This window comes from Pseudonocardia sp. ICBG162, assembly GCF_020496225.1.
Lineage (GTDB): Bacteria > Actinomycetota > Actinomycetes > Mycobacteriales > Pseudonocardiaceae > Pseudonocardia > Pseudonocardia alni.
In genome coordinates, this window is sequence record NZ_JAHLJD010000031.1 from 262,107 (window position 1) to 274,784 (window position 12,678).

The following is a 12,678-nucleotide window of genomic DNA, read 5'->3' on the forward strand; positions in this document are numbered from 1 at the left end:
GGTCCCCGGCCCGGCGGTGCCAGGATCGCCCCTGTGGAGACCAGCCCGGGTGGACGCGGGCTCGTCCTCGTGGTCGAGGACGAGCCCGCCATCGTCGACCTCATCGGCCTGTACCTGCGCCGTGACGGGTTCTCCGTGCTCACCGCGGCCGAGGGGTCCGCGGCGCTGGAGCTGGTCCGCCGGCACCGGCCGGTCGCGGTCGTGCTGGACGTCGGCCTGCCGGGCCTCGACGGCATCGAGGTGTGCCGCCGCCTGCGCGCCGACGACGACTGGACCCCCGTCCTGTTCGTCACCGCCCGCGACGACGAGGTCGACCGGGTCCTCGGCCTGGAGATCGGCGCCGACGACTACGTGGTCAAGCCGTTCAGCCCGCGCGAACTGATGGCCCGGCTGCGCACCGTGCTGCGCCGCGGCACCGGTCCCGCACCGGGCCCGCTCGTGCTGGGCCGGGTCCGGGTCGACACCGTCACCCGCCGGGTCCTGGTCGACGACGACGAGGTCGCCCTGACCGCGACCGAGTTCGCGCTGCTCGCCCACCTCGCCCGGTACCCGGGCCGGGTGTTCTCCCGCGAGCAGCTGCTGTCCTCGGTGTGGGGGTACGCCGCGCACGCGGGCACCCGGACCGTCGACGTCCACGTCGCGCAGCTGCGGGGCAAGCTCGGTGGCGACTGCCCGATCCGCACCGTGCGCGGCGTCGGCTACGCCGCCGAGGTCGGCCGGTGACCGGCCGGCGCAGCACCGCGTGGCGCGTCGCGCTGGCCTGCCTGCTCGTCGCGCTCCTCGCGGTGCTGGTCAGCTCGGTGGTGACGCTGGTGCTCGTCGACCGGACCGCGCGTCAGGTCACCCAGGAGGCGCTGGCCCAGCAGGCCGACGTCGTCGCCCGGCAGCTCGACGCCGGTGTCCCCCTCGCCGCGGTCGAGCCGCTGCTGCGGGGGCAGGACATCGCCGTCGTCGCGCTGCCGGACCCGGTCGCCGACCCGGTGCTGGCCCGGGCGCTGGAACGCGCGGGGGCGGCGCGGGCGCTGGCCGGACGGCCGGTGTCCGCGGTCGTCACCGCCGACGGGACCGGCTGGGTGGTGGAGGCCCGCCCGGCGGCCGGGTCGGCGTTCGCCCTGGTCCGCGCCCCGGAGCGGGGGCCGCTGGGCAGCCCGCTGCTGGGGCGCACCCTCGGGTTCGCGCTGCTGGCCGGTTCGCTGGCCGCGATCCTCGTGGGCGCCGGTGCCGGCACCGTGCTGGCGCGTCCGCTGCGGCGCACCGCCCGGGCGGCCCGCGAGCTGGCCGACGGCGCGCGCGACGTGCGGGTGCCGGTGCGCGGCCCGGCCGAGGTCGCCGACGTCGCCGCCGCGGTGAACGAGCTCGCCGACGCGCTGGCCCGCAGCGAGGGGCGTCAGCGCCGGTTCCTGCTCTCGGTGTCCCACGAGCTGCGGACCCCGCTGACCGCGGTCCGCGGGCTGGCCGAGTCCCTCGCCGACGGCGTGGTCACCGGCGACGACGTGCCGGGCGCGGGCGAGGTCATGGTGCGGGAGGCACTGCGGCTGGACCGGCTGGTCGCCGATCTCATCGACCTCGCCCGGCTGGAGGCCGACGACGTCCGGGTCGACCTGCAGATCGTCGACCCGGTGGCGCTGGTGGACGAGGCGGCCGAGGTCTGGCGCGGACGGTGCGCGGGGGCCGGGATCGCGTTCCGCACCGAGACCGCCCCCGACGTGGGGCCGGTGCTCGCCGACCCGCGCCGGCTGCGGCAGGTCCTCGACGGGTTCGCCGAGAACGCGGTGCGGGTCGTCCCGCCGGGGGCCGCACTGGTGTTCGCCGTCCACGGCGACGGCGCGGTCGAGGTCCGCGACGGCGGCCCCGGCCTGGCCCCGGAGGACTACCCGGTGGCCTTCGAACGGGGCCTGCTCCACGACCGCTACGACGGCCGTCGCCCGGTCGGGCTGGGCGGGATCGGCCTGGCACTCGCGCACGGCCTGGTCACCCGGATGGGCGGCACCGTCACGGCGGGCCCCGCACCGGAGGGCGGTGCGTGCTTCACGGTGCGGCTCGCGGCGGCCGGGCCCGCACATGGGCCCGGCGCGTCACCGGGCCCGAGGTGCGGGCTCCGGTGACGCGCCGGTGGCGCGGTGCGTCGCTCAGCTGCGGCGCTCGTCGCGGGGCAGGGCGTGCTGCGGGTCGTCGACCTCGATGCGCTCCTTGCGCACGGTGTCGGAGACCTTCTCGTCCTCGGTGACGGTGCGGGTGCCGAGGCGCACCTTCTCGACGGCCTCGGTGGTCTTGTCGACGACCGGGCGCTCGCGGTGCAGGGTCACCTCGTGCTCGGCCTCGCCCATGGCGCCCGGGCGGGCCTTCGCCTCGGTGCCGTCGATCGGCTCGCGCTCGAGGCGGACCTCCTCGTGCGACACCGGGACGGTGACGGTCTGGTCCTCGGTCACGACGTACTTGCGCAGCGCGACGCGGCCGGTCTCCTCGGTCTCGGTGCCGACGCGCAGGTTCTCCTCGTGGCGGACCATCGCGTCGTCGCCGGTACGGGCGGTGCGGTCGGTGCGGTCGCGGTCGGTGCGCTCACCGGTGGCGTGGCGGGCGTCGGTGCGGCCGTTGCCGGTGCCGATGCCGTAGTGGCGGTAGAGCTCGTCCTCCTCCGACCCGGTCAGGCGCTCGTCGGAGCGGCCCACGTGCGGGCAGTCCTTGACGGCCTTCTTCTCCACGCCCAGCGCGACGTCGCGGTCGTGCACGTCGGCGTTCTGCAGCGGCACGAAGCTCTCCTTGGTGCCGAACAGCCCGGTGTTGACCGTGGCCCAGGTCGGGGCACCGCTGCGCTCGTCCAGGTAGATCTGGCCGATCTTGCCGACCTTCTCGCCGTGGTTGTCGACGACCTGACGACCGATGAGCTCCCGGGTCATGTCCTTCGTGATCATGCTGCTGTCCTCCGTGGCTCGGTGCGAATGCTGTCGAACACCGGTGGGGTCGGCCCGGAACCGCCCCGGCATGCGGCGGATGCCCCGTTCCCCGTCGTCCGTGTGACCGCCGTCATCCACCCGGCCCCACGGGATCGCTTGTGCGACAACGCTGGGTGTAGCGCGTTCCCGTCGCGGGCGACCCCGGACGGCATGTTTGGGACGGTCTGTTCTGGACTTGATCTAGGACGTTCCCGACGACGGGGACGGATCATCCCGCCGCCGGGCCCCCGGAACCGGCGTGGAATCGTGGTGACGTGCTCGCCGGGACCGCACTGCTCCCGCTCGGGTCGGCCGTCACCGTCACCGCCGTCGCGGGCACGGCCGCGCTCACCCTCGTACTGCTCGTGCGCCGCTGGGCCCGGTGGCGGCCCGCGGTGCGGGCGGCCGCGCTGCCGGCCGTGGTCGCGCTCGTCGTGCTCGCCCTCGCGGTGGGGACGAACGCCTGGTTCGGCTTCTACCCGACGCCCGCCTCGCTGGCCGCCGGACCGGACCGCGGCGGGCTGCCCGCGCCACCCGCCCCGCCGGTCACCGGACCCGGCCGGGACACCGTGCTGACCGTCGACGGCGTCGACGTGCCCGTGCACCTGCCGCCCGGCTACGACGACCACCTCGCCCACCCCGTCCTGGTGTGGACCGGACCCGGTGACGGGTCGGCCGCGGTCGACGCCGCCGTCGACGCCGCGGTCACCGCGGGCCGGATGCCGGCCGTGGTGGTGCTGTGGACCGACCGGGTGCCGGTGTCCCGGCTGCGCGCCGCCGCGGTCGCGGCCGGCTCGCCGGTGCTGCGGACCGACCGGGCCGCGTGGGCCCTCGCCGGTCCGCCCGAGGGCCCCGGGTGCCCGCTGGGCCGGGCGCTCGCCGAGCGCGCCGACGTCGCGACGGCGGCCGGGCCACCCGGCGGCGACGGCTGCCCGGCCCCCGCGTCCGGTTCGCCCGATCCGTTGGACCTGGTCGTCGTGCGCACCGCGGCGACGCAGGATGACCCGGTGCCGGGCGCGCCGCCGCCGGGCCCGGCGCTAGCGTCGGGGTCGGTGACCGCGGCGCCCGGGACACCGGCGGCCGACGTCGTCGCCGCGGAGCTGGACGCGCTCGGCGCCCGGCTGCCGGGTCCGGTGGCCCGTTCGGGCGTCGCCGGTGGTCCGCCACCGGGGACGGAATCGACAGGAGGAACGCGTGACGGGCTCTGAGGGCTCCGGCCCGCCCGGGACGACCGGGGACGAGCACCGGGACGAGCACGGGGACGTCCGCACCCGCGGAGCGGCCCCGGCGCCGGACCCGGAGGCCCGCAGACGACGGCTGTCCGAGGCCGCCGTCGTCCGCGCCGTGGTGTGGGCGGCCCGGATCGTCGGTGCGCTGACCGTCGTCGCGGCGGTGCTGCCCGCGCCCCGCCGGGTCATCGGCAGCGAGCTGCGCAGCACACTGGGCCTGCCCGCGGGGCTGGGCCTGGCGTCGCTGGTCGTGACCGCGCTCGCCGGGGTCGGCCTGCTGCTGCTGGCCACCGGGCTGCGCCGGCGCAAGCAGCGCGCCTGGTGGGTGGCGACCGCGACGACGACGTTCCTCGTCGTGGTCAACCTGCTGCACGTGCTGGACCAGCGGCGCGGCATCGGGCCCGCGGTGCTGGTCGTCGCGCTGCTGGCGGCGCTGATCGCGACGCGCCGCTACTTCGTCGCCCGGCAGGACCCGGGCGGGCTCGGCCGGTCGGTCCGGTCGCTGCTGCAGTTCGGTCTGTCCGGCTTCCTCATCGTCTGGGTGCTGCTCGCGCTCAACCCGCGCCGGCTCGTCGGCGACCCGTCGATCGCCGCGCAGGCCGCACACGCGGCGCTGTCGCTGATCGGGGTGACCGGCCCGGTCCAGTTCGAGCAGCGCGCCGTGTGGCTCGACGACCTGACCTCGGCGATCGGACTGACGTTCGGGGTGGTCGCGCTCGTCGTCGCCGGGTACCACCTGCTGCGCTCGCCGGAGCCGCGCCCGTCGCTCGACCCCGACGACGAGCAGCGCCTGCGCGCCCTGCTCGACCAGCGCGACGGCGACTCGCTGGGCTACTTCGCCCTGCGCCGTGACAAGGCCGCGGTGTTCGCCCACGGCGGCAAGTCCGCGGTGTCCTACCGGGTGCTCGCCGGGGTCGCGCTGGCCTCGGGCGACCCCGTCGGCGACGTCGGCGCGTGGCCCGGCGCGATCGAGGCCTTCCTCGGCATCTGCACCCGCTACGGCTGGTCGCCCGCGGTGCTGGGCTGTTCCGAGCGCGGCGCGACCGCCTGGTCCAAGGCCGGTCTCGACGCCCTCGAGCTCGGCGACGAGGCGGTGCTGGAGACGGCGTCGTTCAGCCTGGACGGACGCCCCATGCGCGGGGTCCGCCAGACCGTCAACCGGATGCAGCGCAGCGGGCACACCGTCGAGGTGACGCGGCTGCGGGACCTCGACGAGACCGCACGGATGCGGGTCGCCGAGCGCGCGCACCGCTGGCGCGGCGCCGAGGACGAGCGCGGCTTCTCGATGGCGTCCTCGCGGGTCGCGGACCCCTCCGACCCGGACGCGGTGATCGTCACCGCGCTCCGCGACGGCGAGCCGTCCGGGATGCTGCAGCTGGTCCCCTGGGGCCGCGACGGGCTCTCGCTGGACCTCATGGTCCGCGACGCCGACGCCGACAACGGCATCAACGAGCTGATGATCGCCGAGCTGATGGCGGCCGCGAAGGACCACGGCGTGAAACGGGTGTCGCTGAACTTCGCGATGTTCCGCTCCGCCCTGGAGCGCGGCGAGCGGATCGGTGCCGGACCGGTCGCCCGCGGCTGGGCCAGGGTGCTGCGGATCGCGTCGCGCTGGTGGCAGATCGACTCGCTCTACCGGTTCAACGCGAAGTTCCGCCCGAGCTGGTACCCGCGCTACGTGCTGTTCCCCGCCGTCCGCGACCTGCCGCGGGTGTTGTTCGTCGTGCTCGAGGCCGAGGGCTTCGGCGGCCGCCCGCCGGCGCTGCTGCGGCTGCTGCGCCGGTGAGCCGGGTCCGCGCGGGGGCGGCGCCGTGATCCACGCCTCCGAGCTGCGCCTCGACGTCGTCGCCGCGGTGGTCGTGCCGACGGTCGCGGCGGTGCTGCTGCTCGTCCTCACCGGTGGGGCGTGGCACCGGCTGCGCCGGGTGGCCCGGACGCTGCTCGTGGCCGTCTCGGCCGTGGCCGTGCTCGCGGCCGCCGGGGCCGGGGCGAACCTGCTCGGCGGCTTCTTCCCCACCGTCGGCTCGCTGATCGGGTCCTCCCCCGACCCCGGCGAGGGCTCGGTCGCCGACATCGGCCCGGACGGTGCGGGCCTCGACGCGGCGATGCCGCTGGTCGCCGCCCGCTCCGCGCAGGGGCTGGGCTCCACGCTGCACATGACCCTGCACGGGGCCGTGTCCGGCATCGACCGCGACGCCGACGTCTACCTCCCGCCCGGCTACACCGAGCACCCGCGGGCGCGGTTCCCGGTCGTCGAGTGGCTGCCCGGGTTCCCCGGCGAGCCCCGTGAGGTGGCCGCCCTGTTCAAGGTGCCCGACGTGCTCGACGCCGCCATCGCCGCGCACCGCATCCCGCCGGTCGTGCTGGTCATCCCCGACATCAACGGCGAGCCCCGGTTCGGCCACGACCAGGAGTGCGTCGACGCCCAGCACGGCGCGGCCGACGACACCTACCTGACCACCGACCTCGTCGACTGGACGACCCGGCACCTGCGGGTGCGGCCCGACCGCGGCGCCTGGGCGCTGGCCGGCTGGTCCTCGGGCGGCTACTGCGCGATGAACCTGGCGCTGCGCCACCCGCGCACCTACGCACTCGCGGTCAGCCAGAGCGGCTACGACCGCACCCCCGACGACGTCGTCACCGGGGAGCTGTTCGCCGGGCGGCCCGACCTGGCCGCCGCCAACGACGTCGTCGCGCTGCTGGGCGAGCGGCCCGCGCCGCTGGCGATGCTGGTCACCGCGGGCTCCGACGAACCCGAGGAGCGGGCCGCCGCGGACCGGATCCGCGCGGCCGCCGCGCCACCGGTGACCGTCGACACCCGGCTCTACCCGGGTGGCGGACACAACCAGAACGCCGTCCGCGCGCAGCTGCCGGACCTGGTGGACTGGCTGGGTGCGCACCTGCTGGGGCCGCTGGCCCCGCCCGCGACGCCGGCGGGTGTCACGATCGACGACGGGCCCGGTGTGCCGCAGCGCGTGCTGCCGCTGCCCGACCCCTAGGAAGGAGACACACGTGGTCTGGGAGGGAGTCGGCACCCTGCTGCTCGTCGGCGGGCTGCTCGCCGGGGTGGTGTGGATCGTGATCGCGGCCGGCGTCGGGGAGATCCCGAAGGTGCTGCACGGCCTGGCGCTGTGGCTGCTGGTGCCGCTGGCGTGGCTGGGCTCGCTCGGAGTCGTGCTGGCCGGCGGCTCGGTCGGGGCGGGCTGGGCGGTGCTGCTGGGGCTGCTCGTCGCCACCGGGGTCGCCTGCGCGGCGGCGCGGATGCTGGCGGGTCGACGGAGCTGACCACCCACCGGTCAGAATGACGGCGTGGACTTCCGCTCCGTCTACCGCCACCACTTCCTGCGCACCGCCGCGGCGACCCTGCACACCACGATGGCCGACCCGGCCGCGAACGTCGCCGCCGTGCTGGAGACCGCCCGGACCTGCGCGGACGACGGCGTCGGGCTGGTGGTGTTCCCTGAGCTGACGCTCTCGGGCTACTCCATCGAGGACGTCCTGATGCAGGACACGCTGCTGGAGACCGTCGAGACCGGGCTGCTCTCCCTCGTCGAGGCGACGGCGGACCTGCTGCCGGTCCTCGTGGTCGGGGCACCGCTGCGGTACCGCCACCGCCTCTACAACTGCGCGGTCGTGATCCACCGGGGCCGGGTCCTGGGCGTCGCCCCGAAGTCCTACCTGCCGACCTACCGCGAGTTCTACGAGCGCCGCCAGACCGCCCCCGGGGACGACGTCCGCGGCGCCACGATCCGGCTCGGCGCCACCGACGTGCCCTTCGGTACGGACCTGCTGTTCGCCGCCGAGGACCTGCCCGGCTTCGTGCTGCACGCCGAGATCTGCGAGGACTACTGGGTGCCGATCCCGCCGTCGGCGGAGGCGGCGCTGGCCGGGGCGACGGTCCTGGCGAACCTGTCCGGCTCACCGATCACCGTCGGTCGGGCCGACACCCGGCACCTGCTGTCGCGCTCGGCGTCGGCGCGCTGCCTGGCCGCGTACGTCTACGCCGCCGCGGGCGAGGGCGAGTCGACCACGGACGTCTCGTGGGACGGCCAGACCATGATCTACGAGAACGGCGTGCTGCTCGCGGAGTCCGGGCGCTTCCCGCAGGGCGCGCGGCACGCGGTCGCCGACGTCGACCTGGACCTGATCGCCGGCGAGCGGCGCCGCCAGGGCACCTTCGACGACAACCGCCGCACCCACGCCGCCCGCACCGACGCCTTCCGCACGGTGGCGTTCCGGCTCGACCCGCCCGGCCACGACATCGGCCTGCGCCGCACCGTGGAGCGCTTCCCGTTCGTGCCCGCCGACCCGGCGCGCCTCGAGCAGGACTGCTTCGAGGCCTACTCGATCCAGGTCGCCGGGCTGGAGCAGCGGCTGCGGGCGATCGGCCAGCCGAAGGTCGTGATCGGCGTGTCCGGCGGGCTCGACTCCACCCACGCCCTGATCGTCGCGGCGCGGGCGATGGACCGGCTCGGCCGCCCGCGCACCGACATCCTCGCGTTCACCATGCCCGGCTTCGCCACCTCCGACCACACCCGCAACAACGCCGTCGCGCTGTCCGAGGCCCTCGGCGTCACCTTCGCCACGATCGACATCACCGGCACCGCGCGGACGATGCTGTCGGAGATCGACCACCCCTTCGGCCGGGGCGAGCCCGTCTACGACGTCACCTTCGAGAACGTCCAGGCCGGGCTGCGCACCGACTACCTGTTCCGGCTGGCGAACCAGCGCGGCGGGATCGTGCTCGGCACCGGGGACCTGTCGGAGATCGCGCTCGGCTGGTCCACCTACGGCGTCGGCGACCAGATGTCGCACTACAACGTCAACGGCGGCGTCCCGAAGACGCTGATGCAGCACCTCATCCGCTGGGTGATCTCCTCCGAGCAGTTCCCGCACGAGGTGTCGGCGGTGCTGCGCTCGGTGCTCGACACCGAGATCACCCCGGAGCTGGTGCCCTCGGACGGGACGACCGAGGTGCAGTCCAGCCAGGCCACCGTCGGTCCGTACGCGCTGCAGGACTTCACGCTCTGGTACACGCTGAGGCACGGCTTCCGGCCGTCGAAGATCGCGTTCCTGGCCGGGCACGCCTGGTCCGACGCCGCCGCGGGCCGGTGGCCGCCCGGGTTCCCCGACGACGAGCGGCCCGCCTACTCCCCCGCCGAGATCCGGCGCTGGCTGCAGGTCTTCGCGCGGCGGTTCTTCCAGTTCGCGCAGTTCAAGCGCTCCGCGCTGCCGAACGGGCCGAAGGTGTCCGCGGGCGGCGCGCTGTCGCCCCGCGGGGACTGGCGGGCACCCTCGGACCTGTCGGCGACGATCTGGCTGGACGAGATCGAGCGGGAGGTCCCGGCCGGCTGAGGGCGGCCCGGTCACGGGGCGCGAACGCGGACGCCGCAGCGCCCCGGGTCCGGACGGGGGTGGCCCACTGGGCCGTCCGGCGGCGACGACGGGTGATCCGATCACACGTCCGGCGCAGCAGTGGTGCGTGTCGTCGTGTCGCCGGCACCGGTCGCCGATCGGTGACACGGTTCACCGAGCGGACGGGGCCGCCCTGTGCCGACGGGGCGGCGCCACACCGGGCGACCGGACCGGCGGAGAGCCCCGGCGCGATCCCGCGCACCCCTCGCGAGCAGCGCGAACACCGGGTCCTGAGTGGATCGGCGGGCACCGGCCGACGGGCCCCCCGCCCTGCCGGGGGCGGGTGAACCCGACCACTACTGTCGCCCGCATTCGACCTGGAGGTGAGTCGTGGCACTCGCGAACATCCTGTCCGAGATGCCGGATCTGCTGGAGCGGACCCTGGCGGAACACACCCCCGACGCGCAGGGCTTCTGCCGTGAGTGCCGGGACGCGACGGGGGTCAGCGCCACCTGGCCCTGCGTGACCCGCGAGCTGGCCGAGCAGGCCCGCTCGATGTCCTCCGGCGGTCCCGGCACCGTCGACGAACGGCCCGCCGAGGGCACCGTGGCCGGGCGTCGCCGGGCCCGGGACCTCTCGGCCCCGCTCGGCAACGGCCGGCACCGCTCGATCTAGGCCGCTCCGGCGCCCCGGACACCAGGTCCGGGGCGCCGTCGTCGTCAGGAGAGCCGGGCGGGCGCGTCCGGGCGGTGCGTCTCCCGGATGAGCAGGACCGCGACCAGCGAGATCACGGCGACGACGACCATGTAGGCCGCGACCGCCATCGACGTCCCGTAGCCCTGCTGCAGCGCGGCGGCGATCAGCGGTGCGAACCCGCCGCCCAGCACGGCGCCGACGGCGTAGGAGAACGAGGCGCCGCTGTAGCGGAAGCGGGCCTCGAACATCTCCGCGAACAACGCGGACTGCGGGCCGTAGGACAGGCCCAGCCCCACCGTGAGCACGACGACCGCGACGACCATCGCGGCGAACCCGGTGGTGTCGAGCAGCAGGAAGAACGGCACCGGCCACACCACGAGCAGCACCGAGCCCACCAGGTAGGCGCGCTTGCGGCCCACCCGGTCGGACCAGATCGCGCCGGCGACGATGCTGACCAGCCAGCTCAGCGAGCCGATGATCACGACGACGATCATGGTGTTCCGCGGGACCTCGAGCACCTGGGTGCCGTAGGAGAGCAGGTAGGCCAGGAAGATGTAGCCGATCGCGTTGTTCGCGACGAAGCTGACCGAGGCCAGCACCAGCTCGCGCGGACGGTGCCGGAACACCTCCAGGATCGGGGCGCGGCTGCGGCCGCGGTTCTGCCGCAGCATCGCGAACACCGGGCTCTCCTCTACCCGCAGCCGGATCACGAGCCCGACGACGACCAGCAGGATCGACAGCAGGAACGGGATCCGCCAGCCCCACGCGGCGAACTGCTCGGGGGTGGTCAGGTTGGACACGACGAGGAACACCAGCTGGGCCAGGATCAGCCCGGCGGGCACCCCGATCTGCGGGAACGAGCCGTAGCGCCCGCGCCTGCCGGGCGGGGCGTGCTCGACCGCCATCAGCGCGGCGCCGCCCCACTCACCGCCCGCCGAGAGGCCCTGCAGCAGGCGCAGCACGACGAGCAGCACCGGCGCCGCGACGCCGATCTGGCCGTAGGTGGGCAGCAGGCCGACGCCGACGGTGGCCACGCCCATCAGCAGCAGCGAGAAGACCAGCATCTTCTTGCGGCCGAGGCGGTCGCCGAAGTGCCCCCACACGATGCCGCCGAGCGGACGCGCCACCAGGCCGACCCCGAGGGTCGCGAACGCGGCCAGGGTGCCCGAGGCCGCGGACATCGTGGTGAAGAACTGGCTGTTGAACACCAGGGCCGCGGCCGTGGCGTAGATGAAGAAGTCGTACCACTCGATCGTCGTGCCGATCGCGCTCGTCGCGGCGACCCGGCGCACCTGCGCGGGCGCGGAGCCGGTCGTGTCGGCGGCACTCGTCGGGCCCGCGCCGGGCCCGGCCTGCTGCTCGGTCATGCGTCCTCCCCTGACCCGGGACGGCGGTGTCCCGGACCGCGCTACTTTTGCACCGAACGTCCGGTCGGGTAAAGACGTCCGGGGTGCCCGATCCGCGCCACTCGTCGCACGGCCGGGTGCGGTCGTCGCCACGAACGGTCCGCGAAGATCGGACATCACGGGACATTCGCTACCGTCCGGTCACTGAACACGCGGTCCGGTACCCCCCGACGGGCCGGGATCCCCCGATCCCGACGCTCCCCCGCAGCCCGGCCGGTCCGCGTGCCGGAGGAGAGACCGTCGTGCCCCGACACCGACATCGGGCGCAGGCCGGGCTGGGGCCCGGTCTGCGTCACGTCGCCACCGCGGCCGCCGTCGCGAGCGGCACGCTCGCCGTCGTCACGCCCGTGACCGGGCTCGGCTTCGGGCCGGCCGAGGCCGACCTGCGCCTGGCCGCACAGGACGTGTCCGAGGGCGACCTCGGTAGCCCGTTCGCCGAGGCCGCGGCCGCCGCGGACACTCCCCGCTCCGCGCCCGTGTTCGGCGCCGAGATCGTCCGCGACGCGGGCCTGCTCGACCCGGCCGCGGACGCGAGCCTCGCCGCGGCCCGCAAGGCCCAGGGCCTGGCGCAGGAGGCCGCCGAGCAGGCCAGGGCCGCCGCCGCGCTCGCCGCCCGCGGGCTGAACGACCCGTCGTGCGGGCTCGACCTCGACGACCTGGGCCGGGTGAAGGACTGGGTGTCCGACGCCGCGGAGTTCCTCGGCTGCGCCTACGGCGAGACCGACCTGATCGGCGTCGCGAACCGGGCGAACGCCTCCGACCACCCGACCGGACACGCCCTGGACATCATGGTGCGCGGGCAGAAGGGCGACCGCATCGCCGACTGCGCCCTGGCCAACGCCGACGAGCTCGGCGTGAAGTACGTGATCTGGGAGCAGCGCATGAACGACGGCTCCGGGTGGTCGACGATGGAGGACCGCGGCGGCGACACCGCGAACCACTACGACCACGTGCACATCTCGTTCGACGAGCGCGCCGGGTCCGGCGAGCCGGACCTCGGCCGCTGCGCCTGACCCGCAGCCCGGTCCGCGGCGGAGCACGGACCGGGCGGCGGTGGTC

11 protein-coding genes are annotated in these 12,678 nt (G+C 75.4%); 9 read left to right on the forward strand and 2 right to left on the reverse strand.

Annotated features, from left to right (window positions below; genetic code table 11):
• Positions 1-33: 33 nt before the first annotated feature.
• Both KPL60_RS26000 and KPL60_RS26005 read left to right on the forward strand, forming a co-directional pair.
• Positions 34-723 (forward strand): response regulator transcription factor, encoded by a 690-nt coding sequence (locus tag KPL60_RS26000; RefSeq protein ID WP_226367488.1) that lies wholly within the window; start codon positions 34-36, stop codon positions 721-723.
• The gene (locus tag KPL60_RS26005) at positions 720-2,105 is read left to right on the forward strand and encodes a HAMP domain-containing sensor histidine kinase (protein WP_226367489.1); all 1,386 of its coding nucleotides are present in this window, start codon (positions 720-722) and stop codon (positions 2,103-2,105) included. Before KPL60_RS26000 ends, KPL60_RS26005 begins: the two co-directional genes overlap by 4 nt.
• A gap of 24 nt (positions 2,106-2,129) precedes the next feature.
• Here the strand turns inward: KPL60_RS26005 and KPL60_RS26010 are convergent, their stop codons facing one another.
• A complete protein-coding gene (locus KPL60_RS26010; protein WP_226367490.1) occupies positions 2,130-2,912 on the reverse strand; it encodes a DUF2382 domain-containing protein in 783 nt (260 codons plus the stop codon).
• 296 nt (positions 2,913-3,208) lie between these two features.
• On the opposite strand from KPL60_RS26010, the gene KPL60_RS26015 reads away from it, so the two are divergent.
• The 6 genes from KPL60_RS26015 to KPL60_RS26040 all read left to right on the forward strand — a co-directional run bounded on the left by KPL60_RS26015 (position 3,209) and on the right by KPL60_RS26040 (position 10,192).
• Positions 3,209-4,141, forward strand: coding sequence for a hypothetical protein (locus KPL60_RS26015; protein WP_226350035.1), 933 nt, complete (start codon positions 3,209-3,211; stop codon positions 4,139-4,141).
• A 109-nt stretch (positions 4,142-4,250) separates the two neighbouring features.
• The gene (locus KPL60_RS26020; RefSeq protein WP_226368237.1) at positions 4,251-5,948 is read left to right on the forward strand and encodes a phosphatidylglycerol lysyltransferase domain-containing protein; all 1,698 of its coding nucleotides are present in this window, start codon (positions 4,251-4,253) and stop codon (positions 5,946-5,948) included.
• 25 nt (positions 5,949-5,973) lie between these two features.
• Positions 5,974-7,161 (forward strand): esterase family protein, encoded by a 1,188-nt coding sequence (locus KPL60_RS26025; protein WP_226367491.1) that lies wholly within the window; start codon positions 5,974-5,976, stop codon positions 7,159-7,161.
• Between the two features lie 13 nt (positions 7,162-7,174).
• Positions 7,175-7,447, forward strand: coding sequence for a hypothetical protein (locus tag KPL60_RS26030; RefSeq protein ID WP_073578537.1), 273 nt, complete (start codon positions 7,175-7,177; stop codon positions 7,445-7,447).
• 24 nt (positions 7,448-7,471) lie between these two features.
• Positions 7,472-9,517, forward strand: coding sequence for an NAD(+) synthase (locus KPL60_RS26035; protein ID WP_226367492.1), 2,046 nt, complete (start codon positions 7,472-7,474; stop codon positions 9,515-9,517).
• Between the two features lie 390 nt (positions 9,518-9,907).
• Positions 9,908-10,192 (forward strand): hypothetical protein, encoded by a 285-nt coding sequence (locus tag KPL60_RS26040; protein WP_208820499.1) that lies wholly within the window; start codon positions 9,908-9,910, stop codon positions 10,190-10,192.
• Positions 10,193-10,236: 44 nt separating this feature from the next.
• Here KPL60_RS26040 and KPL60_RS26045 read toward each other — a convergent pair whose 3' ends face one another.
• Entirely contained in the window at positions 10,237-11,580 is a 1,344-nt protein-coding gene (locus KPL60_RS26045; RefSeq protein WP_226350032.1) for an MFS transporter, read from the reverse strand.
• Positions 11,581-11,861: 281 nt separating this feature from the next.
• Between KPL60_RS26045 and KPL60_RS26050 the strand changes: the two genes are divergently transcribed.
• On the forward strand, positions 11,862-12,632 hold the full coding sequence (locus tag KPL60_RS26050; RefSeq protein WP_226367493.1) for a hypothetical protein: 771 nt from the start codon (positions 11,862-11,864) through the stop codon (positions 12,630-12,632).
• Positions 12,633-12,678 lie beyond the last annotated feature (46 nt).